General features: G+C 64.0%; 16 protein-coding genes. 12 read left to right on the top strand and 4 right to left on the bottom strand.

Annotated features, from left to right (window positions below):
• The 4 genes from tssI to tssH form a co-directional block, all read right to left on the bottom strand.
• The gene (tssI, locus tag AB4037_RS03365) at window positions 1-2541 is read right to left on the bottom strand and encodes a type VI secretion system tip protein TssI/VgrG (protein ID WP_441770518.1); all 2541 of its coding nucleotides are present in this window, start codon (window positions 2539-2541) and stop codon (window positions 1-3) included.
• Between the two features lie 84 nt (window positions 2542-2625).
• Entirely contained in the window at window positions 2626-3132 is a 507-nt protein-coding gene (locus tag AB4037_RS03360; protein ID WP_441770517.1) for a hypothetical protein, read from the bottom strand.
• Window positions 3133-3342: 210 nt separating this feature from the next.
• Window positions 3343-3819, bottom strand: coding sequence for an Hcp family type VI secretion system effector (locus AB4037_RS03355; RefSeq protein ID WP_434957428.1), 477 nt, complete (start codon window positions 3817-3819; stop codon window positions 3343-3345).
• 41 nt (window positions 3820-3860) lie between these two features.
• The gene (gene tssH, locus AB4037_RS03350; protein WP_441770516.1) at window positions 3861-6638 is read right to left on the bottom strand and encodes a type VI secretion system ATPase TssH; all 2778 of its coding nucleotides are present in this window, start codon (window positions 6636-6638) and stop codon (window positions 3861-3863) included.
• A gap of 371 nt (window positions 6639-7009) precedes the next feature.
• Here tssH and tssA point away from each other — a divergent pair, with 371 nt between their 5' ends.
• The 12 genes from tssA (at window position 7010) to tssM (ending at window position 23382) form a co-directional block, all read left to right on the top strand.
• Window positions 7010-8077, top strand: a complete 1068-nt coding sequence (gene tssA / locus AB4037_RS03345) for a type VI secretion system protein TssA (protein WP_441770535.1) — start codon at window positions 7010-7012, stop codon at window positions 8075-8077.
• Between the two features lie 112 nt (window positions 8078-8189).
• Window positions 8190-8705 (top strand): type VI secretion system contractile sheath small subunit, encoded by a 516-nt coding sequence (gene tssB, locus AB4037_RS03340; RefSeq protein WP_434957430.1) that lies wholly within the window; start codon window positions 8190-8192, stop codon window positions 8703-8705.
• A 26-nt stretch (window positions 8706-8731) separates the two neighbouring features.
• Window positions 8732-10213 (top strand): type VI secretion system contractile sheath large subunit, encoded by a 1482-nt coding sequence (gene tssC, locus AB4037_RS03335; RefSeq protein ID WP_434957431.1) that lies wholly within the window; start codon window positions 8732-8734, stop codon window positions 10211-10213.
• Window positions 10214-10246: 33 nt separating this feature from the next.
• Complete coding sequence (gene tssC, locus AB4037_RS03330) at window positions 10247-11680, top strand: type VI secretion system contractile sheath large subunit (protein ID WP_441770534.1); 1434 nt, start codon at window positions 10247-10249, stop codon at window positions 11678-11680.
• Window positions 11677-12498, top strand: coding sequence for a type VI secretion system accessory protein TagJ (locus AB4037_RS03325; RefSeq protein ID WP_441770515.1), 822 nt, complete (start codon window positions 11677-11679; stop codon window positions 12496-12498). The genes tssC (AB4037_RS03330) and AB4037_RS03325 overlap by 4 nt, the downstream gene beginning before the upstream one ends.
• A complete protein-coding gene (gene tssE / locus AB4037_RS03320) occupies window positions 12491-13000 on the top strand; it encodes a type VI secretion system baseplate subunit TssE (protein ID WP_441770514.1) in 510 nt (169 codons plus the stop codon). The genes AB4037_RS03325 and tssE overlap by 8 nt, the downstream gene beginning before the upstream one ends.
• Window positions 12993-14771 carry a type VI secretion system baseplate subunit TssF gene (gene tssF / locus AB4037_RS03315; RefSeq protein ID WP_441770513.1) on the top strand — a complete coding sequence of 593 codons (1779 nt, stop codon included), beginning with the start codon at window positions 12993-12995 and terminating at the stop codon, window positions 14769-14771. Before tssE ends, tssF begins: the two co-directional genes overlap by 8 nt.
• Before the next feature lie 16 nt (window positions 14772-14787).
• A complete protein-coding gene (tssG, locus tag AB4037_RS03310) occupies window positions 14788-15798 on the top strand; it encodes a type VI secretion system baseplate subunit TssG (RefSeq protein ID WP_441770512.1) in 1011 nt (336 codons plus the stop codon).
• A 10-nt stretch (window positions 15799-15808) separates the two neighbouring features.
• Window positions 15809-17059, top strand: coding sequence for an FHA domain-containing protein (locus AB4037_RS03305; RefSeq protein ID WP_441770511.1), 1251 nt, complete (start codon window positions 15809-15811; stop codon window positions 17057-17059).
• A complete protein-coding gene (gene tssK, locus AB4037_RS03300; RefSeq protein WP_434957437.1) occupies window positions 17056-18396 on the top strand; it encodes a type VI secretion system baseplate subunit TssK in 1341 nt (446 codons plus the stop codon). The genes AB4037_RS03305 and tssK overlap by 4 nt, the downstream gene beginning before the upstream one ends.
• 13 nt (window positions 18397-18409) lie before the next feature.
• Window positions 18410-19912, top strand: a complete 1503-nt coding sequence (gene icmH / locus AB4037_RS03295; protein ID WP_434957438.1) for a type IVB secretion system protein IcmH/DotU — start codon at window positions 18410-18412, stop codon at window positions 19910-19912.
• On the top strand, window positions 19909-23382 hold the full coding sequence (tssM, locus tag AB4037_RS03290; protein ID WP_441770510.1) for a type VI secretion system membrane subunit TssM: 3474 nt from the start codon (window positions 19909-19911) through the stop codon (window positions 23380-23382). The genes icmH and tssM overlap by 4 nt, the downstream gene beginning before the upstream one ends.
• Window positions 23383-23385: the final 3 nt, after the last annotated feature.

Below are 23385 nucleotides of genomic sequence, written 5' to 3'. Positions count from 1 at the left end.
TTATGACTTCTTACCTAGATGAATAACTTCACCTAGTTGCTGGAATTTACCCTCCGCCTCGAAGAAGAATTTAACTCCTTTGATGACAACATGCCCATCCTTGGTCATGATCAACATGGCCTTTGGGGGGGTGGTATTGCCATCCTTGTCCTTGCCGCCTCCGACACCCAACTGGAAAGTATCGCCTACATTGATCTGGTACGTGTGTCCGATTTTATGAATCGATGCCTGTCCCACATTCAACACGTCAGCGGCCCCCACTTGGGTCGTCCTGGCTATGCCGATGTTGGATGCATGCATCCGCCCGATGGTCTGGCTGAGCACGCCCCCGCCCAACAGCCCACCCAGCGTGCCAAGCGCCGATGTCCCAGCCGCGGCCATCGGCGCGCCGCCGGCCTGGAACAGGGCCTGGGGGCCGACATTGGCGGCGGCCTTCAGGCCCTGGTCGAAGAGGCCGGAGGCGACGCCGAGCACGTTGTTCATCAAGGAGCCGGCAATGCCCCCCGCGATGCCGCCCTGCCCGCCGGCATCGGCCGGCGGTACGAAGGGTGGGGTGGAGAGGATACCGCCATCGCTGCCGCTACTTCCTCCCTCTGCCGCCGCCGCAGCGCCGAGGCCGGATCCGCCGCCCAACCCGCCCAGAGCGGCCTGCGTCACCGCCGAGGCCGCCGCGCCGGCGGTCTTGCTGGCGGCGCTGCCGGGCTGGCTCGCGGCGGCCTGGGCCGCGATCGCCATGGCCTGCTGCAGCATGCCCGCGCTCTGGCCCATCAGCCCGGCGAGCGGGGCCAGCAAGGCAGCCGCGCCCATGCCGGTGGTGGCGCCCACCACCTGGTTGAGCCCGCCGCCGACCTGGTGGTTCATGTTGGCGCCCACCGTGAGCTGGTGCTGCTGGCCGTAGGAATGCAGCGCACTGGCATCCACCGTGTGGATCTGGTTGTTGAGCACCTTCGAGGTCATGTCCTTCTGGGCATGCAGGTGGAAGTTCTCCTGGCCCGGCGCGTCCTCGAAGGAGAACTCGTTGAACTTGGTCGGATCCTTCGACTTGTAGGTGTTGGAGCGGAAGATGCTCTTGGTCTTGTGCTCGGGCAGTTGGTAGGGCACCTGCTGGCTGGCATTGGGCACCAGCGCGGTGATGATCGGCCTGTCGGGGTCGCCGCCGAGATAGGAAACGATCGCTTCCATGCCCACGCGCGGGATGATCTGGCCGCCCCAATTGCCGCCGCCCCAGTTCTGCGCCACCCGGATCCAGCAGGTGTCGGTGCCGTCCTTCTTGGCGCGGCGGTCCCAGGGGAACCACACCTTCACCCGGCCATATTTGTCGGGATGGATCTCCTCACCCGGCGGGCCGGCGATGATGGCGATGTCGGTGCCGTCGATGCGCGGGCGCTGCGTCGAGCGGTGCGGCGTCGCCGGCACCCGGCTCGGCAGGGCCATGAAGCGGTTGGAATATTCCGGCTCGCCCTCATTCGTCTCGTAGGAGCGGTCTCGCGCCACATGCACGATCTGGAAGGTGACGTGCTCCTCATAGGCGTTGCCGGGATTGGCGACGTCATAGGGCCGGAAGAGCCGGCCGGGCTGCAGCGTGCGGATGGAGGAAGCGCCCTCGATGCGCTCGAAATCGGCCTCGGCCGCCTGCATCCTCAGCTTGGACTGGCGTTCCACCCGATCATTGGCGATGCCCTCGGAGGCACTGTCGGAACCGTAGCCGCCGACCATGGGGTATTCATAGAGTTCATAGGCCTCGTTGCCCGGCAGCGAGACCAGGCTCGGCGTCTCGCCGGAAGGCACGGAACCGGGGGTGAGGAAGTTCCAGTCCCCCGCCGAACGCTTGCCGGGCACATAGGTGAAACTGCGCTGGAATTTGGTGAGGTGGTTGCGGTCGCTCGAGCCCATGGCAAGGCGCACATCGGTTTCCGGCCCGCTGGTATAGCCCGAGACATGCGAGGCGATGTGCATGACATGCCTGGCCGCGACCGAGCCGGCCTCACCGCCCTCATGCTCGAACCAGAAGAACAGGCCGTCCTCCTCCAGGCGGCGCAGAAGATAAGCGAGGTCCGTTTCATTGAACTGGACCGAATAATGCTGGGGCTTGGGTTCGGGGATGACGCCCGAGGTTACCGGCGCCTGCAGCTTGTGCTCGGAGAGCAAAGTGCGGGCAACGTCGAGCGAGCTCTTGTCCTGCCAGATCCGGCAGTCCGAACGCTGGCTCATCAGCCAGTGCTGGGGCCGGATCTCGAGCTGATAGGCGCGCAGGCCCCGCGTCACCGGCGGTCCCTCAACGAGGCGCACCACCAGCCCATTCCAGGTGCGCCGCTCGCCCTGGCCGAGTTCGAGGGAGACGTCGACCAGCTTGCCCACGATCTCGTTCGGCTTGATGTCGGTCTTCTTGGAGCGTACCGCGATGACGAGCGTGAACAGATCGTTCACCGCCTCGCGCATCTCCACATGTTCGGGCAGCAGCACATCCGAGCCCAAGGGCGTCTCGATGCGCAGGATGCGTTCGGCCTGGATGTAGGATGCTGAGCTGGCGTCGCCGTCCATCGAATGCAATTCCTGATCTGATGCTAGAATTCAAACCTCACGCAAGGCGGGGAGTATCGTTCTCCTGGCCTTCGAAGCGGCTATCTATGATCCAGACGAATATTCCGCGGCGAAGCGCCGAATGAAGTCGTCAGCGAGCGTCTTGAGATTGAACTGCCGCAATATTTCCAAGCGTCTCGTCTTGGTGTTGTAATAGGCGGCCGCGATGAGGTTCTCGTCGCCGTACTGGATGAACGGAACCGTCGCATTGGTATGCAGGATCACGCTCGGTGCCGGGTCTTCCCCGTAATAATCGATGAATCCGAGGGAGAGCTTCTTCTCGGCGCTGCCCAAAAAAGTGGCGCTGAAGGTGTTGTATTTCCCGACATAGGCGAGCGTTGGCGTCAATTCACCGGTTGGGCGCGTGGTGATCTGCTGGCCTGGCGTAATCCATTCCTCGAACAACTCCCTAGCCCCGGGCATGCCCGGCAATTTGCGCCCCTTGAAATAGATGTCCTCGACCTTGGCCAAAGTGATCACGTGCCGCAGGCCATGCTTGTGCTTGGTGCCGACGACCTTGATCCCCTTCACCTTCTGGCTTGGCGCGACCATGTCAAACAGAGGGCTGCTGCTATATTTTTCTTCGACAATGAGATGCTGGGGTGTGAGAGAAACCTTTCGAATACCGTCCTGGAATCCCATCGTACTCCCCTTCGCTGATGTGAAGCCTGTGTTGGTGGCGCCTCGATCGAAGATCCCGAGGCGTAAACGAACGAATTGGACGCCAGCCGATGAAGGCCGGCGTCCAGTGCGGCGCAGCTCTTAGGCGGCCTTCGTCGTGGCCAGATCGTAGGTGGCGATCGTCGGCGAGCCGTTGCTGTTGTCCTCGCCGTAGGGGGTGTACTTCACCTGCATCTTGGTGAAGTTGAGCCGGATCGTCTCGACCGGGCGGTCGCCATTCGAATCGACCGAATAATTGGCCAGCAGCGTGTTGGTCAGCGTGTATTCGATATAGGTGTTGCCGGGGCTGCCGGTGGACACCAGGTGGATCACCGCCGTCTTGCCAGTGCGGCCCGAGCAGGCTTCCTGGAACAGCCGGGTGGAGGAGGAATCGCTGACCTTGGTCAGGATCACTTCCGAAATCGTCGGCTCGGACGCTTCACGGTTGGCGGCGGAACCCGCCGAGGTGTTCATGTTGCGCGAAACATTCCAGTGAATGGCTTCGATATCCATCCACTTCTTATGCTGTTCCTGGGTGGCGTCGCCCTGGATACCATCGAGCTGCAGATAAATCGGCATACTACTTCTCTCCTGTTCGAAGTTGAATCGGCCTTGTCAGGTCAAGGCGCTCGCGCCTTTCTGGGTCGTACCGCATCCGAATGAGCCTTCTTGCCATTCGAGGCTGCTTTATCCGCCGGCCGTTTCCTCGGCCCGGCGAATTCCTTGGCGGCCGCCGCCGGCTCAGCGCCAATGCTGAAACGGCGTCCGTCAAATCCGATCTCGATCCGCGCCGCCTTGCTTCCGGCGGCGACCTGATCGAGGAAAAAGGTGGACAGATCCGGCAGAAGCTCGCGCGCGATCATCGCTTCGATGGCACGTGCGCCCATCTCGCTGGTGCCGGCGCGGGTAACCAGGGCCTCACGCGCCGCAGGCAGAAGGACAACGTCGCTGCCATAGCTCGCCGAAACGCGGCCCTGAATGCGCCCGATCTGGATGTCGACGATGCCCGACATCGCCGCCTTGTCGAGCGGCATGAAGGGCAGGATGGTGGTGCGGCCGAGGAAGGCGGGCTTGAATTGCTTTTGCAATTCGCCGAGCAGCAGCCCCTCCAGCGCCTCGCCTTCCGGCATGGTGTCGGGATCGCCAGCCAGTGTGGCCAGCAGTTCCGAGCCGGTATTGGCCGTCATCACGATGGTGGTGTTTTTGAAATCGATGTCGCGGCCTTCGCCGTCGCGCAGCGTGCCCTTGTCGAAGACCTGGTAGAAGATCTCCTGGACCCCGGGATGGGCCTTGTCGATCTCGTCCAGCAGCAGCACGCCATAAGGCCGGCGCCTGATGGCCTCCGTCAGCACGCCGCCCTCGCCATAGCCGACATAGCCGGGCGGCGAACCAAGGAGCATGGAGATCTTGTGCTCCTCCTTGAATTCCGACATGTTGATGGTGGTCAGATGCTGGCTGCCGCCATAGAGCAGGTCGGCGAGCGCCAGCGCCGTCTCGGTCTTGCCGGTGCCGGACATGCCGACGAACAGGAACACCGCCGGCGGCCGGCGCGGATCGGAAAGCCCGGCCCGGGCCGTGCGCATCGCCGAAGCGACACGACCGATGGCGCCGTCCTGGCCGATCACACGCTCCTTCAGGCGCGCTTCCAGCGTCTTGACCGTCTCGATCTGGTCGGTGAGCAGCTTGCCGATGGGTATGCCGGTCCAGCGCGCCACCAGCGAAGCGATCACCTCGCGGTCGACGGCGCGCGGCAACAGAGGCGTTTCGCCGGTAAGTTCTGCGAGGCTGTCTTCGGCGACCGCAAGCGCGGCGCGGGCGCTTTCGCGGGTACCGGGCTGCTCGGGGAAAGGCGCGACATTGCCGTCATCACCGACTGGCGACGAGGGCTCGCCTGCCTCGTCTTCGCCCGACAGGATCGCCTCCAGCCGATCGGCCTCCTCCACCAAACGCGCCTCGGCCTCGAAGCGGGCCTGAAGCCCCTCGATCTCGTCGGCGATCATCGCGAGTCGGTTATCGATCTGCCCGCGCCGTTCGAGACCTTCCGTGCTCTCCGGCTCCTTGACGAGCCAGGCGGCCTCGACTTCCAGCAATTCGCGTTCGCCCCGCAGCGATCGGATCGCCTCCGGAACGGCCTGCCGCCCCAGGGATACCGCAGCTGCGGCTGTATCGATGAGACTGATCGCCTTGTCAGGCAATTGGCGGGCTGGAATATAACGTGCGGATAATCGTACCGCCGCAGCCAGCGCTTCGTCGCGAATGCGCACCTTGTGATGGGACCGGAAGGCATCGGCCACGCCACGCAGCATGCGGATCGCGGTTTCTTCGTCAGGCTCATCGACCTTCACGGTCTGGAAGCGGCGGGTCAGAGCCGCGTCGCGCTCGATGAAGCGCTTATATTCACCCCAGGTCGTGGCGGCGATGGTGCGCAGTTCGCCGCGTGCCAGCGAGGGCTTGAGAATGTTGGCGGCATCGCCTTGTCCGGCTTGGCCGCCGGCCCCGATCAGGCTGTGCGCCTCGTCGATGAACAGGATGATCGGCACAGGCGAGGCCTTGACCGCATCCACCACGCCATGCAGCCGGCGTTCGAACTCGCCTTTCACCCCGGCCCCGGCCTGCAGCAGGCTGAGATCGAGCGACAGCAGGCGCACACCCTTCAGCATGGCCGGCACATTGCCGCCCGCAATCTCCAGGGCCAGCGCCTCGGCGATGGCCGTCTTGCCGACGCCGGCCTCGCCGACCAGAATCGGGTTGTTTTGCCGACGGCGCATCAAGACGTCGATGACCTGGCGCAGTTCACGGTCACGCCCGATCACCGGATCGATGCGACCGGAGCGGGCATCCGCCGTCATGTCCTGGGTGTAGAGACGCAGGAAATCGCTCTCGCCGGCGGCCGCCCCGGTCGGTGCTGCCACCCCAGCCAGCGCCTGATCCGCATTCCCGGTCTTGAGATCGGCAAGCGCCGCTTCGACGGCCTTGAGATCGATGTCCCGCAGGCTCGGGGCCGTGGCTCGCGCTACGATGCGAAGGCTCTGCTCGGTGGCAAGCGCCACCAGGAGATCGCCGAATTCCACGCGGCTGCGACCAAACTGCAGCGAAGCCACCAGCCACGCCTCACGGGCAAGCGTCAGCACATTCTGCGACAGAGTCAGCTGCGCCTGACCGTCCCGCGACAGGTCGGCAATGGCCATGTCGAGCTCGCGCCTGAGAGCTTCGACGCGGAGCCCTGCCTGTTCAAAACGCGCCACCAGATCGGGCGCTTGGACAAGCCCGCTCAGCCAGTGCGCGACCTCCACAGTGGGGTTCGCATTGCGTGCGGCGAGGGACGCAGCTGTCTCAAGAGCGACACGTAGCTCCGGTCCCAACATCCTGACAAGTTGGTTGAGATCAATATTCGGCATCCACGAATTCCACGTAGGTTTTTCTGCTCATGCACAGGTGCGCCGTAACGTCAATCGAGTTAAGCAGGATTCCTATTTTCCGTCTATAGAGCTATTATTACAAAAGCCAAGATACCGGTACACCACTGCGAGTCTATCCCTAAAATGGCGGTACGATAGTACATGACAATTTGATGACATTCGCGCAACATGATTCATATAATTCTTCATCGATTGGAAAACTGTAAGCTAATACCATAGTCCGTCATTAATTCATCATACCGGCTGTGGCATTGACATTACTGTACCTTTGGAAACAGAATGCTTGAGCATTTGGAAGCAGACTGCCATCGGGATGTGTCAGGAGTTTAAAGCTTGGGGCCGCTGTGCTGATGGATTTGAGGGAGATTATCTCTCCACTTGGGCAGGACAGCCCATGCGGCGAGAATATCAGGGTAACTCCCAAATATCAGGAAAGGTATTATCGGATTAAGGACGCTCGCAATGCTGCTCGAAGCGTTGAGCGTAGTGCGTCTCCGAATGAAAATATTCGACTTACGCCGGCCTGGCATGAAGTCAATGAACTAGGTCTGCAGATCTTGTCGTCCAATAGCAAGGATATCGAAATCCTTGCCTGGCTCGCCGAGGCCCAGCTTAGGCTGCGTGGCTTCGAAGGGCTGCGGGACAGTTTCGCGGCCATGATGTCGCTTTTAGACAATTATTGGGAGCAACTGCATTCCATTGGCGACGACGACATCGAGGAGCGATTGGCCCCCCTTGCCGGTCTCAATGGCGTCAACAGCGAAGGCTCGCTGATCCAGGCGATTCGACTGGCCTCGCTGGTGCCCAATGGCAGTTTTGCCCAGCACTCGCTGTGGGACTACCAGCTCGCTCAGCGCGCCGGAGAAACCGAACGTCGCGATCTCCTGCACGAGGCAGCCACGGAGGCGGGAATCACCGCCATGGCCGCACATCTGGCCGTCGTCAACGACTGCATCGCCTCCTTCGCCAAGCTGGCAGCGGTGCTGACCGAGCGCTGTGGGGATCGGGCACCGCCGAGTTCCAACACCCGCAATGTATTGCAGGAAGTTGCGGCAGCCATCCGGGATCTCACCGGCCTTGGTGGGGAAGAAGGCGATACGGCGCCAGTCTCCACGGCCGAGATCCAGGCGGCCAGTGTCGGTGACGCCGCTCCAGCATTGGCAGCACCGCGCTCTCCTGTCCCCGGCAGCGTCATCGGCTCGCGCGAGGAGGCTTTCGAGATCCTGCTCGCCGTTGCCCGCCATTTTCGACGGACGGAACCGCATTCGCCGATTTCCTTAGCCATCGAAACACTGGTGCGCAGAGGGCGCATGGACTTTTCTGAACTGCTGGCCGAACTCCTTCCCGAGGCGCAGACGCGCAATGCCGTCCTGACCGCGGCCGGGATTCAGGCCACAGCCGAGAAGCGGGACACTTGAGAGACGCCAACGGGCTTGACGGGGGCTGAGGCCCTCGCCCCCGCCAGCATCTCCCGTCCCGACGATACAAGAAATTATCAGCGTGCTTCATGGCACAGATAGGAAGACCAAGATGGAAAGCGTTCACGCCAAGCTCGAGAGGGTGCGCAAGCCCCGGGTTCACATCAAGTACGAAGTCGAGACCGAAGGGGCGATGGTGGTCAAGGAGCTGCCCTTCGTCGTCGGCGTGCTCGGCGATTTCTCGGGCAATCCGACCCAGCCGCTCAAACCCTTCGGCGAGCGCAAATTCGTGCAGATCGACCGCGACAATTTCGACGACGTCATGCGCCGCATGACGCCCGGCCTCAATATCGCGGTCGAGAATACCCTGGCCGATGATGGCACCGATCTCGCCGTCAACCTCAAATTCGAGAGCATGGAAGACTTCGAACCCGGCTCGATCGTCAACCAGGTTCCGGCGCTCAAGGCCCTGCTCGACGCGCGCAACCAGTTGCGCGACCTGATGAGCAAGGCCGACCGTTCCGAGGATCTCGAGCGTCTGCTCGAAAGCATCCTGCAGAGCCAGTCCGACATCAAGAAACTGGTCGGCCAACTCGACGGCAACAACAAGGACGGCTCGGCGAACTGACGCCTGAGCGATACGAGGATCGAGCCATGAATGCCAAGACTCAAGCCCAGCGCGATGTCGTCGTCGAAACCTCCGCGGACGAGAATCTGCTCACCCAAGTGGTAGCGGCCACGCGTCAGACCGAGCCGGACCGCGCCCAGGACCTGCTGCGTACCCTGACTGACCAAGCTCTCAAGGGCACGGTCGTCTACGACCGCAACCTGACGGTGACGCTCAACAACGCCATCGCCGCCCTCGACAAGACAATCTCGCGCCAGTTGGCGGCGATCATGCAGTCACCCGAATTCACCAAGCTCGAAGGCGCCTGGCGCGGCCTCAACTATCTGGTGAAAAACAGCGAGACCAGCGTCAATCTGAAGATCCGGGTGCTCAACGCCTCCAAGCGCGATCTCGCCAGGGACCTGTCAAAGGCCGTCGAGTTCGACCAGTCTCGCCTGTTCAAGTCGATCTACGAAGACGAATTCGGAACGCCGGGCGGCGAGCCGATGGGCGCCATTGTGGGCGACTACGAATTCGACAACTCCTTCGATGACGTCCAGTTGCTGCAGGGCCTGTCCTCGATCGCGGCAGCGGCTTTCGCCCCCTTCATCTCGGCGGCGAGCCCGCGCATGTTCGGCTTCGAGGACTATCGCGACCTTGCACGCCCGCGTGATCTCGAGAAGATCTTCGAGACGGTTGAGTATGCCAAGTGGCGTTCCTTGCGCGAAAGCGATGATTCACGCTTCGTCACCCTGGCCCTGCCGCGCGTCCTGGCCCGCATGCCCTATGGACCCAAGACGCATCCCATCGATGAATTCGGCTATGACGAGACCGGCGATTCCAAGACCGGCGAGCTGCCGCATGACAATTACTGCTGGATGAATGCCGCCTATGTGATGGGCACGCGCCTGACCGAGGCCTTTGCCAAATATGGCTGGTGCACCGCCATCCGCGGCGCCGAGAATGGCGGCAAGGTCGAGAACCTGCCGATGCATATCTTCTCCAGCGACGACGGCGACCTCGATCTCAAATGCCCCACCGAAGTCGGTATCACCGACCGGCGCGACGCCGAACTCGGCAAGCTCGGCTTCCTGCCGCTGTGCCACTACAAGAACACCGATTATGCGGTGTTCTTCGGCGCGCAGACGACGCACAAGCCCAAGCTGTACGATCGGCCCGAGGCGAATGCCAATGCCGCCGTCTCGGCACGCCTTCCCTACATGATGGCGACCTCGCGCTTTGCCCATTATCTCAAGGTGATGGGCCGCGACAAGATCGGCTCCTTCATGGAGGCCAAGGATTGTGAGGCTTGGCTCAACCGCTGGATTTCCAACTATGTCAACGCCAATGACGAGGCGGGCGAGGAAACCCGGGCGCGCTATCCGCTGCGCGACGCCAAGGTGACGGTGCAGGAGGTCCCGGGCAAGCCCGGCTCCTACAACGCCGTGGCCTGGATGCGTCCCTGGCTGCAGATGGAGGAACTGACGACCTCACTGCGCATGGTCGCTCGCATTCCTGCCAAGAACTAAGCCGGCAAATATATCCTGAGCCGTGCCGCCGGCCTGCCCGGCGGCACCTTCGGCTTTCCCAGGAAAGCCCATTCCGACGATAGGTTCGAGAACTTGCTGCGAGGCAGAGCAGATCAGCTCATCGCCCTGATCGACGAGGCATTGAATCGCCAGGTCAACGCGATCCTGCATCATCCCGAATTCCAGGCGATGGAAGCACGCTGGCGCGGGCTGGCGATGCTGGTGCGCGCGGCCTCGCGCTCGAGCGAGGTCAAGATCAAGCTACTCAGCCTGAGCTGGAAGGAGCTGGCACGCGCCATGGAGCGCGCATCCGATTTCGATCAGAGCCGCCTGTTCGAGCTGGTCTATAATCGCGAATTCGGTATGCCCGGCGGGGAGCCCTATGGCCTGCTCGTCGGGGACTATCACCTCTCGCCCACCGATCCCCAGGCCAATGGCGATGTGGTTGGCACACTTGCCCAATTGGCCTTGGTGGCCGCAGCGGCCTTCTGCCCCTTCGTGGCGGCCGCTTCACCCCATGCGATCGGGCTGGAGAGCTTTTCAGAACTCAACCGCGTGCAGGATCTCAACTGGCTCGACACCAGTCCCGACCGCATACGCTGGAACCGCCTGCGGACCCATGAGGATACCCGCTTTCTCGGACTGGTCGCGCCACGCATCCTGATGCGGCAGCCCTATGAGCCCTATTCGCGCCGGCGCGACGATGGCTTTCCCTTCCGCGAGGCGATCTCGCAGGACGGCGCCAGCCTGCTGTGGGGCAATGGCGCCTTCGCCTTCGCAAGCGTCGTCATCCGCAACTTCATTCACTCCGGCTGGTTCGCCGACATTCGCGGCGTTACCCAGGATGCCGTCGACGGTGGCATGCTGAGCAGCGCCGAACTTGCCGCCTATGATTTCGGCACGGAGAGCCAGGGACTGTCTGCCCAGGCGCCCGTCGAGGTTCGCCTGACGGGCGGCCAGGAACAGCAGTTCTGCGATCACGGCCTGGTGCCGATCGGCACCACCTATATGTCCGCCTGCGCCATCTTCAACGCCAACCAATCGCTCCATGCGCCGCAGCATTACGCCAACGAGAACGCGCGCCAGAACGCCCGTCTCGCTGCCATGCTGCAATATGTGCTCTGCGCTTCGCGGTTTTCCCATTATCTCAAGGTGATCATGCGCGACCAGGTCGGCCGGCTGGCCGATGCCGCCTCGCTGCAGCGCAAGCTCGAGGACTGGCTGTCGGGCTACACGCTCGGCAACGACGATGCCGACCTGCCGCTGCGCACCCGCTATCCGCTGCGCTCGGCCGGTATCAGCGTGGAGGAACTGCCCGGCAAGCCCGGCACCTTCATCTGCACGGTGCGGCTGCAACCGCATTTCCAGCTCGACGACGTCTCGACCAGCTTCCACCTCATCGCCGAAATGGCGCCGCCGACGAGCAGCGTCGATACCGCTTCTTTGCCCAGAAGGATGACAGCATGACGCTCGCCGCCAGCATCGCCAATTCTCTTTCCGAAGGGGCACTGAGCCAGGCGCTCGACCACGCCAGGGAGCATATGCGGGCTCACCCCTCCGACAAGGATGCCCGTCATCTCTATATCGACCTGCTCATCCTCGCCGGCGATTATGAGCGGGCCGACACGCAATGCAGCCTCGCCGTGACCCTGGCGCCGCAGGATACCATGGGCTTTGCCCTGCTCCGCAATCAGTTGCGCGCCATGGCGGCCCGCAAGGCCTGGTTCGAGACCGGTGCCGTCCCCGAATTTCCGCATGGGCCGAGCGCACTCGACAGGGCGGCAATCGAACTCGCCATCATCAACCGTGAAGGCAGCTCGGCAGGGCCGACGCTGGCGGCCCTGGACGGACTGCGCGGTGAACGGCCGATGCTGTGGAACGGCGAGCCGGTCGGCGATTTCCGGGACCTGGACGATCGGGTTCCCCATGCGCTCGAAGTGATCATGACGGGCGGGTCCTATCTGTGGATCGACTTCGCCAAGATCGCCTCCGTGGCGGTGGAGCCGATCGCCCGGCCACGCGACCTCGCTTTCCGCCGGGCAGAATTGTCGCTGGCCGACGGTGCCTCCGCCTCGGTCCTGCTGCCAGCGATCTATCAGGGCACCGAAGGCCGCGAGACGCTGTTGCTGGGGCGCGAGACCGAATGGGTCACCGAGCCCAGCGGCATCACCGCCGGCCGCGGCCAGCGTTGCTTCCTCGCTGGTGACGAGCTGGTTTCCTTCCACGACATGCAGAGCCTGGGCATGCCCGAAATCATCAGGCAGAAGCAGGCTGCCCATGGTTGATCCGCTCGAACGCTTCCGGGCCCGCGAGCAGGTCCTGTCGCGCTCCATCCTGGACCGGCTGCTCGACGCAGCCCCGGATCTCCCTCGGGACCCTGCCCTCAGCCTCGCGGATCAGGCACGCGAGATGCGCGAAGCCATCCGCCGCGACCTTGAAGCCCTGCTCAACACCAGGCGCTGTCCGACAAGCCCGCCGGACAAGCTGGCGGAGCTCAAGGATGCGCTGGTCAGCTACGGGGTGGAAGGCATCGTCTCAGCCAACCTTGTCACCGACGAGGCCAAGCTGCATTTGGCGCGCGCCATCGAGCGGCGCATCGCCCTGTTCGAGACCAGGCTGTCGAACATACGTGTCACCATCCTCAAGAACCGCACCCAGGGCGAAAGAGCGCTGCGGATGCGCATAGAGGCGACCTTCCGCCTCTATGACGGCATGCCGCCGATCAATTTCGAGTCCACCATCGATCCCACCAGCCAGCGCTTCCAGGTGGAGGCGGCGCATGGTTGAGGGCTTTCTGCGACGCTATAACGAGGAATTGTCGGCCCTGCGCCGGCGGGCGTCGCGCTTTGCCGATGCCTTCCCCAAGATCGCCGGACGGTTGCGCCTGACCGGCGAGGTTGCCGACGATCCCCATGTCGAGCGCCTCATCCAGAGCTTCGCCTATTCCGCCGCTAGGGTACGCCAGAAACTGGACGACGAGTTTCCCGAGCTGACCGATGGCCTGCTCGAAACGCTCTACCCGCATTATCTCGCGCCCCTACCCTCCATGAGCATCATGCGCTTCTCGCCCGGCGAGACGCTGGCCGCCACGCAGATCCTGCTGCGCCATACCGAAGTGCAGGCCGAACCGGTCGGCGGCGAGACCTGCCGTTTCCTGACCACGCAGGACGTCGAAATCGCACCGGTGGAGGTCAGCGCGATCTCGCTGTCGGGACAACCGATCCAGGCACCGCTCTCCCGCCATGCCGGCGCGGCCGGTTGCCTGCGACTGTCGATCCGTTCGCTGGCAGGCCGCCGGCCCCTGTCCGAACTCGGGCTCAAGCGCCTGCGCTTTCACATCGCCTCGCCCTGGCGGCAAGCAAGCGCGCTCTACGAATTGCTCGCAAACCACACGCTCGGAATCGCGCTGGCGCGGCACGCCGACGATGACAAGGCGATCTTCCTGCCGGCCGATCATCTCAAGCCGGTCGGTTTTTCGCCAGACGAGACGATGCTGCCTTATCCGAGCACGAGCTTCACCGGCTATCGCCTGCTCACGGAATTCTTCGCGCTGCCGCAGAAATTCCTGTTCTTCGAGATCGACGGACTGCAGCGCTGGCACGGCGACGGGCTGGAGATCTTCGTCTATCTCGGTGAGACGGACGGCAAGCTGGAACGCTCGGTTACGGCCCGGGACCTGGTGCTGCATGCCACGCCGGTAGTCAATCTGTTCCGCCAGACCTGCGAGCCCCTCGCGCTCGACGGCACCCGCACCGAATATCGGCTACTGTCCGACTCGCGGCGGCAGAAGACGCGCGAGATCTATGCGGTCGAGCGGGTGATGTTGACTGGATCGAAGGGCGAGCAGCAATCCTGCCAGCCCTTCTTCGGGCGCACCCAGCGCTCAGGCGCGGCGGCCGCCTATTGGCAGAGCTATCGCCGCTTCGACCCAGACGACGGCACCTGCGACCTCGACATCGCCTTCGTCGACCACAATCGTCGTGCCACCGGCAATCTCGATGCCGTGGCGAGCGTCGATGCCTGGTGTCTCAATCGCGCTTTGCCCGAGCGCCTGCCCTTCGGTGGCGGCCACCCCCATCTCAAGCTCGCGGCCGGCAACGAGGCGGTCGGACGGATCGAGGCGCTGATCGCGCCCACGCCAGCCGTGCGCATGAACGACGAGGACGGCCGCAACTGGCGGCTGATGTCGCATCTCCTGCTCAATCATGTCTCGCTGTTCGACAATGGCGGGGCAGCGCTCAAGGACATCCTGTCGCTCTATGCCTTCCGCGACCTGCCGGAGACGCGCCAGCTCGTCGATGCCATCATCCAGGTAGAGGCAAGGGCTGCCACCGCCCGTATCCGGGGCGGCATGGTGCCCGGCACCGAGATCGCGATCGAGTTCGATCCGGCCGCGATCGATCGCCCATCAGCCTTCCTGTTCGGCAGCGTGCTCGATCGCTTTTGCGGCCTCTACACCTCGGTCAACAGCTTCACGCGGCTGACGGTCTCCATCAAGGGCCAATCCAAGCCAATCGCCACCTGGCCCGCCCGGGCGGCCGAACGCCCCCTGCTCTAGGAGATCTTCGCGCACCATGCTTCCCGACCGTAGCACAGATGCCCTTGCCGATCTGCTCGAACGCGACCCCGGCCGCTTCGAGCCGACCACGGCTTTTCGCGTCGCCCAGGCGGCGCAAGAGCAGGCGGCGCAGGGGCAGCTTGCTATCACCGCGCATGCGGGCGTCTCACCAGCTGCCCTCCCGGTATCGGAGTTTCGCCGAAAGGAAGGCCAGGCCACCTTGCGTAGCGCCCTGGCGGGGCTTGCCGGGCCGCTGGGCTCGCTGCCGCCGACCTATAATGAACTCATCATGCGCGAGGAGCGTAACAAATCCTCCTCCCTCGCGGCCTTCCTGCAGCTGTTCGGCGCCCGCATGGACGAGTTGTTCGTCGATGCCAGCGAGAAATATCGGCTTGCCCGGCTGTTGCGCTGGGGCAGCCGCGAGGACCGCAACGGCTTCATCAGGACTTTGCTGTCCCTCACCGGCTTCGGCACCGCCAGGTTGCGGGAGCGCAGCAACGTCGAGGACGATGTGCTGCTGCGGTTCAGCGGCTTCTTTGCGGCACGCACCCGCAATGTCAGCAATCTCAGGGCCATGCTGTGCGAGGTCAGCGGCCTGCCGGTTGAGATCGAGCTCTTCCAGGGCCGTTGGCTTGGTGTGCCCGAGCCTGAACAAAGCCAGATGACACGCGAGGCCACGGTGCGGCTCGGCGTCGATGCCATGGCGGGTTCGGCCATCCGGGACCTTTCCAGCACCTTCCGCGTGGCGATCGGCCCACTCGACTATCGGGACTATCTCTCGCTGGCGCCCGGCAGCCGCAATATCGGCGAGCTCTTCGCGCTCACGCGCCTGTTCATCGGCTGCGGGCTCGATTTCGACATCCAGGTCGTTCTCAAGAAGGAGCATGTTCCCTTCTGCCAGCTCGGCCAGGCGGGCGATCCGCCACGCCTGGGCTGGAACAGCTGGGCGCGGAGCGCGCCGGCAGCTCGGGACAGCGACGACGCCGTCATCACCGAGCGTCAAGCAACGCTGCAACCGGTCTCGTAAGGAGATGGCCATGCGGTTGGAACTCAAGCAGGTCGAAGAGAGCGGAACCAGGGCAGGCGGCCAACGCTGGGTTCTGGAGCGGGGGCGCCGAACGCTGGGACGCTCGGTCGATTGCGACTGGCAGGTGCCTGACGCCGGCCGCACCCTTTCCAAACACCATTGCACCATTCTGCGTGATCGTGACGGCTATCTGCTGCGCGATGAAAGCGCCAACGGCACCCGTGTGGACGGCATCCTGGTCCTGGAGGGCGAGACCGCCCGCCTCAGGCATCAGTCGCGCCTTGAACTGGGCGGCCAGGCGTTCTCGGTATCGGTCACCGGCGAGGCCGACCGCGACATCGTTGACCCCGCAGCGGGCCTCGCGGTCAGCGAGGAGAATCTGACGATCACCGCCATCCTTGCCGATATCGCACCGGGCGGGCAGACCGCGACCGGGGTCATGGGCGGACGCGTTTCGGACGACTGGCCCTTGCAGCAGGCGAATGCTTCCCGTCCTGCCGGGCGCAAGGCTGAAGCGGCGCCCTCCTCGCGCCATGTCGAGATCGGCTGGAATGGCCCGCCGGATCCCAAGGCGATCAAGCCGGTGTTGCCCAACGACTGGAACGAGGACTTCGACTACGGCAATCGCCTCGAACATGGCCGGGCCACCTTCGTTTCCGTGCCCATGGCGCGCGATCGCGGCAAGAGCGGCTCCGAAGCAGCACCGGCAAACGACGATACGACCCAGGCAATTCCCTCTTCGGACCGGGACGAAGATCCCGCCGAATTCCTTGCCGACCTGACACCTGTCTTTGCTTGGCAGCCACGCTGCGAAGGCCTGCTGGCCCAGTGCGAGGAAACCCTCGAAAAGGCTTTCGCCACATTCGAGATCGGCACCGAATCGCTGGCGGAAACTCCGGATCTCTTCGGTCTCGATCGGGAAGAGGCCATGCTGGCGCGGCTCGAGACCTTGCTCACGCGACAGCAGGCACTCGCGGAGGCTCTCGGCACCCTGGTGCGCGAGGTCAGCCCGCAATTGGAGCCACGCATCATCGAGGCAAGCACCGATGCCCGGACGATCGGCCTGCCCTGGCGCCGCAACGGGGCCTATTGGCAGACCTATCGACGGCAGTTCAACGCCGACGGCCGGGATCTTTCAGTCCGAGACCTGTTCCGCAGGGCAATGCTGAGTTCGCTTGGCCAAGTTAGGAACGAACCAGCCGGTGGCCAGACGCCCCGGACGGCGGACGGCACGACAAGCAAGGACGACGAAGTCGCATGAGAAACGAGAACAGGGTTGCGTGGAGCGAAGGCATGTTTCTTCGCGTGCAGCATTTCCAGCAGGCCGATCGCTGGACCGAGCGGCTGGTTCGTGCGACCACGCGTGAGCTTGCCGCCTATCCCTGGGGCATCGCCGAGATTGGCATCGACCGCGGCGCCCTGGCGATCGGGCAGTTCGCCCTGGCCAATCTGCGCGGCACCCTGCCGGACGGCACACCTTTCGAGGCTCCCTTCGACACCGATCTGCCGCCGCCGCTGGAGCTCGACGAAGCCACCAAGAACGCCATCATCTATCTGGCGCTGCCGGCCCGGCGGCCCGGGCGCGCCGACATCGCCATCAATGGGGGCGCTTCCTCGCCCGGCGTCAGGGTGGTCGCCTCGCATTACGAAGCGCCCGACGCCAATGTCGAGACCGACTTCATGGCACCCATCGATGTCGGCCGGCTGAGCCTGCGTTATCTCAAGAGCGGCGATGACCTCGCCGGCTATGAGCTGATCGGCCTCGCCCGCGTCATCGAGGTGCGCTCGGACAAGGCCGTGCTGCTCGATCCCGATTATATCGCCCCCAGCCTGAACTGCGCCGCCGAGGCACGGCTCGGCGAACTCATGACCGAACTCCTCGGCATCGTGCGCCATCGCGCGGCGGCCATCGCCGAGCGCATCGGCGACCCCACCATCCGCGGCACGGCCGAGGTCGGCGATTACTTCCTGCTCCATATCCTCAATCGGGCCGATCCCTTGCTCAGCCACATCGCGGCCAACGCGACGCGGATACACCCGATGACCTTCTATGAGCATTGCATCCAGCTCGCCGGGGAACTTGCCACCTTCACCATGGATTCCAAGCGCGCCAGCGAGTTTCCGCCCTATCGGCACGAAGATCTCAAGGCAACCTTCGCCGCGGTGTTCGACGATCTCAGGACCTCGCTCTCGGCCGTGCTCGAGCAGGCCGCCGTTGCCATTGAGCTCGCCGAACGCCGGCATGGCGTGCGGGTCGGCACCATCAACGATCGCACTTTGCTCAAGGATGCCGGCTTCGTGCTGGCTGTCAGGGCCGAGATGCCGGCCGAGGACGTGCGCCGCCGCCTGCCCGCCCAGATCAAGGTCGGGCCGGTGGAGCGCATCGCCGAACTGGTCAATGTCGCCTTGCCCGGTATTCCCGTCCGGCCCCTGCCGGTGCTGCCGCGCCAACTGCCCTACCGCTCGGGCACGATCTATTTCGAACTCGATACCAAGAACCCGCTGTGGAAACAGCTCGATACCTCGGGCGCCATCGCCCTCCATCTCGCCGGCGACTTTCCGAGCCTGGAGATGGAACTGTGGGCCCTGAGGGAGTGAAGGACGCCAGCCGATGAACAAGGCAACGACAGCCCCCTGGCAGTCCCTGCCGACGGTGGTTGAGCTCACCGAAGACGGCGCCAAGAAACAGCAGACGGCACGCAAGATGGCCGAGATGCTGGATGACGCTCCGCAGGATGGCTCGGCTCCGGCCGAGCCGCTGCGGTCGGGTGGCTGGTCGACTGATACGCTGGTGCGCAATTTCCGTTTCGGCGGCGAAGAAGTGCCGACCATCGTAGCCTCGGCCGCTCCCCTGCTCAACCTCGCCCATGCCTTGCGCCACACCGCGGACCAGCCCGACATCGAGCAGCTTCGCCGCACCACTACGGAAGCAATCAACCGGTACGAGCACGATCTCGCCGGTGCCCGCGTCAGCCCGGAGCGGGCGCGCGCCGCCCATTATGTCGTGTGCGCCACCGTCGACGACGTGGTGCTGAGCAAGCCCTGGGGCGTGCGCGCCGGCTGGGCCCGCTCGGGCCTCGTCTCGACCTATCACATGGATGTCACCGGTGGCGACAAGGTCTTCGACCTGCTCGACCATTTCCACCAGAGCCCGGGGGCCAACAAGGACCTGCTGCTGCTGATCTATCTGTGCCTGTCGCTCGCCTTCGAAGGCCGCACCCGCGTCTCCCCGCGCGGCGCCCTCGAGCTCAGCCGCATCCGCGACAGTCTCTACAAGACGCTGCTCGGCCAATATGGCGCATTCGAGCGTGAATTGTCCCCACACTGGCGCGGCGTTGCCGCCAGGCACAAGCCGTTGCGCACCGCCGCGGCGCTATGGACGCTGCTCAGCATCCTCGCCCTCCTGTTCGGGCTCGGCTACCTCTTCTTTTCGCTGTCGCTCGACCGGGCCTCTGACGGCACCTTCGCGCGCCTCGGTGATCTGCCGCCCAATGAAGCGCCCAGCATCTACATCGAGCCGCCGCCCAAGGCGAAGGAGCCACCACCGGTTCAGGTCCAGGCCAAGGCAGAGGTTCCCCCGGAGCCTGCGGGCGTGACCCGCCTGCGCGGCTTCATGAACTTCCTGCAGCCGGAGGTCGACAAGAAGCTCGTGAGCTTGTGGAACGACAATGGCCACGTGCTGGTCCGCATCAACAATGCCGGCCTGTTCGATACGGGCAAGGCGGATGTCAAACCCGGTTTTCAGGACCTGATCGACAAGATCGGCACCGCCCTGGCAACAGCCCAATTCAAGGCGAAGGTGATCGGCTATACCGACAACAGGCCGTTCAACGGCAACCGGCGCGCCCGCACCAATCAGCAATTGTCGGAGGAGCGGGCCGATGCCGTCGGCAACATCCTGAAGACCTATGCTCGCGACGGCGTCACGACCGAAGGGCGGGGCGAGGCCGACCCGATCGCTTCCAACGATACCGAACCCGGACGCGCGCAGAACCGCCGCACGGAGATCCTGGTGATCGGCCGGCCTGAGGACGGCTATACTGGCTCGCCTCTCGTGATGAGCCTGCCGGTTGTCGATCGCAACGTCACAGGGCCGGGAAGCGTCGCACCATGAACCCGCTCAGCTATTATTATACGATCCGGTCCTATGTCGAAGCCTACGGGACCCTGCTCGGCCAGCGCTTCCTGCCCATCGTCTGGATAGCGGCACTCTGCCTCATCATCTGGTTCTACGGCCACCTCATCGGCTATGGCGAATTCTATCCGCTCGCCAGCACCACCAATCGGCTGATCGCCATCGGCATCGTACTGATCGCCGGCCTCACCTATATCGGCGTCAGCATCTACAAGGCGCGCAAGCGCGACAAGGCGCTGGTCGCCGATCTCGAAAAGAGCGCGGAGGCCGAGGCGGCCGCCAGCCAGCAGGCCGAGGTCAGCGAAATTCGCGACCGGCTGAAGCAGGCCCTGGCACTGCTGCGCCGTATCACCAAGAAGCGCTTCGGCTATGTCTATGAACTGCCCTGGTATGTGATCTTCGGGGCGCCGGGATCGGGCAAGACCACGGCCCTCACCCATTCGGGCCTGAAATTCCCGCTCGGCGATGCGCTCGGCGCCAATTCCGTGCAGGGCATCGGCGGCACGCGCAGCTGCAATTGGTGGTTCACCGATGAAGCCATCCTGATCGATACCGCTGGCCGCTACACCACCCAGGACGACCTCAACGGCAGTTCCAAGGCCGGCTGGGAAGGCTTTCTGACGCTCCTGAAGAAATACCGTCGCTCGCAACCGGTGAATGGCGCGCTGGTCACGCTGTCGATCGCCGACATCCTGAACCGCGAACCCACGGCGCGGCTGGAAGAGGTGCGCGCCGTCCGCCAGCGCCTGTCGGAGCTCGACGAGTATCTGCAGGCCCGCGTGCCCGTCTATCTCGTGCTGACGAAATCGGATCTGCTCACCGGCTTCGTGGAATTCTTCGACGGCTTCAATGCCAGCGATCGCGAGCAGGTCTGGGGCACCACCTTCGGTCTCGACGAAAGCTACCAGGCAGACAACCTGCCCGAGCGTTTCCTGGAGGAATTCAGCCTGCTTCAGCAGCGCGTCGACGCCTTGCTGCTCGAGCGCCTGCAACAGGAACCCGACAGCGAGGTGCGCGGGCGGATCTTTCGTTTCCCCGCCGAACTCGCCGCCCTCAAGGAACGCCTGCACGAGGTGCTCGTCGAACTGTGCGCCGGGTCGAAACTGGTGGAATCTCCGCTGCTGCGCGGCATCTATTTCGCCTCCGGTACCCAGGCGGAGGTGCCGGGTGCGGCCAGCGCGCCACGCATGCGCCGAAGCTATTTCCTGCCGCGCCTGTTCAAGGAGGTCATCTTCGGGGAAGCTGCCCTTGTCGCACGCGACAAGCGCCTGACCCGCCGCCAGTTGATGCTGCGCCGCGTTGTCTATGGCGCATCGGCGGTGGTGCTCGGTGTGGTCTTCTCAAGCTGGATCGCCACCTATTACCAAAATTCCCGCGCCTTGGCGCAGGCTGACGAACGCATCAATTCTTATGAGAGGCTGGTGCAAGGCATCCCGGTGCGGGATGTCGCCGACACCGATTTCCTGCGGATCCTGCCCGCGCTGAACGATCTCAGGGGCGTGAGCGACGGCTTCTCGAACACCGAAATCTGGCAAGTCGGCTTCGGCCTGGACCAGCGGGACAAGATCGCGGGCCGGCAGCGCGAGGCCTATCAGCGCGCCCTCAATTCGCTGCTGCTGCCCCGCCTGATGGTACAGTTGCAAAAGCAATTGGCCGACACCTCAAATGTCCGCCAAACCTTCGATGCCCTCAAGCTCTACGGCATGCTCGGCGGGCTGGGCCAGGTCGACGCCAAATTCGCCGCGCAGGAAGCCGAGCAGATCTTCTACAGCCTTTATCCCGGAGAGGGACGGGTAGCCGCTCGCAACGAGCTTCTCCAGCATGTCGAGCAGTTGGTGGCAAGGAGGCTGCCGCCGATCGATATCGACCAGACTCTGGTCGCCAAGGCCCGGCAGGCGATCCGCGGGCAGAGCCTGGCAGCGCGAGCCTATGACATCCTGGAGGAGAACCGGCAGGTCCGCGCTTTGGCGCCCTGGATTCCCGCCGACGCACTTGGTCCGCTGGGTGAACGGGTGTTCCAGCGCAAATCCAGGGCCTCGCTGCGCGAAGGCATTCCCGGCCTGTTCACCGGCGAAGGCTATCGCTCCGTCGTCTTGCCCGAAGCCGCCGATGCTGCCCGCCAGGCGCTGGACGAGCATTGGGTGCGCGGCGAACCCGCGAGTGCCGGCATGACGGTGGAGAGCCTGTCCCTGGCCGCATTGCAGCTTTATTTCGATCAGTATGAGAAACGCTGGGCCAGCCTGCTGGCCGATCTCGGCGTAAAGCCTTTCCAGTCGCTCGCCGATGCTGCCGATACGCTTCGGGTTCTCTCCAGCGAGCCCGGTCCGATCGAGACCCTGGCACGTTCCATTGCTAACGCAGCCGACCTCAGGCCCCCGGCGAACGCCTCCGTCGCCACGGCTCAGCAGAGCAACCAAAGCACCGCGTTGAACAGCAGTGCGATCAGTGTCCCCGATCCCTATGGCCGTCTGCGGGAGGCCCTGGAGACGCCCAAACAGAGCGATGGCAACAGTTCGGAAAAGCCGCGCTCGCAGATCTCGGGCCTCAAGCCCCTGCTCAGCGCCATGTATACCCAGCTCTCGCGCGCCGCTAGTTCGACGGCGCCGGTCAGCAAGATCTTCGACGTCGACAGCCAGCTCACCGCAGCTATCCAGTCGCTGCAGGAAGAGAGCCGGCGCCTGCCGCCACCGCTCGATACCCTGATGGCCGGTGTCGCCGGCGATGTCGGTGCACTGTCGTCCCGGACCGCCCGCAATCAGGCCTCCGACAAATGGGCGGCCGATGGTGCCGGGCTTTGCTCCACCATCATGGTGGGGCGCTATCCCTTCGACCGGAACGCCCGGCAAGACATGGCGCTGACCGATTTTTCCCGCCTGTTCGGCCCCAAGGGACGCTTCCATACCTTCTTCAAGGAAGAGCTCGAGCCCTTCGTCGACACCTCGGCCAATCCCTGGCGCTGGAAGGGCGCCACCGGCAGCGAGGGCATCGCGAGCGAGGCGCTTGTCCAGTTCGAGAATGCCGACAAGATCCGCAAGGCTTTCTTCCCCAATGACGCCGAGATGCCCTCCGTCCGGATCACCGTAACCGGTCTCGCCGTAAACGAGGCGACGAATTCGGCTGTCTTCACTTTCGCTCCGGGCGAGGCGATCCGCGCGGTGAAGGGCATCGAGCAGGCGAAGATCTTCGAATGGCCGACCAAGGACAGCTCGGCCAGTGCCTGGGTGATGCTGACCCCCGGCGACTTTAGTCGGAAATCCGAGGCGACCGGTGAATGGGCCCTCTTCCGGCTGCTCGACAAGGCCGGCATCACCGAGGAAGGCACCGATCTCTTCCGTGCCCGCTTCACTCAGGATAGCAGGAGCGGCGAATTCCGGGTGCAATTCGGCGGTACGCTCAATCCCTATCGCCTCAAGGCGATAGAGGATTTCAAGTGCCCGTCGCAGTTCTAAGGC

It is taken from the genome of Labrys sp. KB_33_2 (assembly GCF_052114505.1).
In the GTDB taxonomy this organism is placed as follows: domain Bacteria; phylum Pseudomonadota; class Alphaproteobacteria; order Rhizobiales; family Labraceae; genus Labrys.
The sequence above is the reverse complement of the archived record's forward strand: the minus strand, read 5'-3'. Positions and strand labels throughout refer to the sequence as shown.

Coding starts and splice junctions, on each gene's coding strand:
- tssI (WP_441770518.1), bottom strand. CDS start 2,541: ATGGACGGCGACGCCAGCTCAGCATCCTACATCCAGGCCGAACGCATC.
- AB4037_RS03360 (WP_441770517.1), bottom strand. CDS start 3,132: ATGGTCGCGCCAAGCCAGAAGGTGAAGGGGATCAAGGTCGTCGGCACC.
- AB4037_RS03355 (WP_434957428.1), bottom strand. CDS start 3,819: ATGCCGATTTATCTGCAGCTCGATGGTATCCAGGGCGACGCCACCCAG.
- tssH (WP_441770516.1), bottom strand. CDS start 6,638: ATGCCGAATATTGATCTCAACCAACTTGTCAGGATGTTGGGACCGGAG.
- tssA (WP_441770535.1), top strand. CDS start 7,010: ATGGATTTGAGGGAGATTATCTCTCCACTTGGGCAGGACAGCCCATGC.
- tssB (WP_434957430.1), top strand. CDS start 8,190: ATGGAAAGCGTTCACGCCAAGCTCGAGAGGGTGCGCAAGCCCCGGGTT.
- tssC (WP_434957431.1), top strand. CDS start 8,732: ATGAATGCCAAGACTCAAGCCCAGCGCGATGTCGTCGTCGAAACCTCC.
- AB4037_RS03325 (WP_441770515.1), top strand. CDS start 11,677: ATGACGCTCGCCGCCAGCATCGCCAATTCTCTTTCCGAAGGGGCACTG.
- tssE (WP_441770514.1), top strand. CDS start 12,491: ATGGTTGATCCGCTCGAACGCTTCCGGGCCCGCGAGCAGGTCCTGTCG.
- tssF (WP_441770513.1), top strand. CDS start 12,993: ATGGTTGAGGGCTTTCTGCGACGCTATAACGAGGAATTGTCGGCCCTG.
- tssG (WP_441770512.1), top strand. CDS start 14,788: ATGCTTCCCGACCGTAGCACAGATGCCCTTGCCGATCTGCTCGAACGC.
- AB4037_RS03305 (WP_441770511.1), top strand. CDS start 15,809: ATGCGGTTGGAACTCAAGCAGGTCGAAGAGAGCGGAACCAGGGCAGGC.
- tssK (WP_434957437.1), top strand. CDS start 17,056: ATGAGAAACGAGAACAGGGTTGCGTGGAGCGAAGGCATGTTTCTTCGC.
- icmH (WP_434957438.1), top strand. CDS start 18,410: ATGAACAAGGCAACGACAGCCCCCTGGCAGTCCCTGCCGACGGTGGTT.
- tssM (WP_441770510.1), top strand. CDS start 19,909: ATGAACCCGCTCAGCTATTATTATACGATCCGGTCCTATGTCGAAGCC.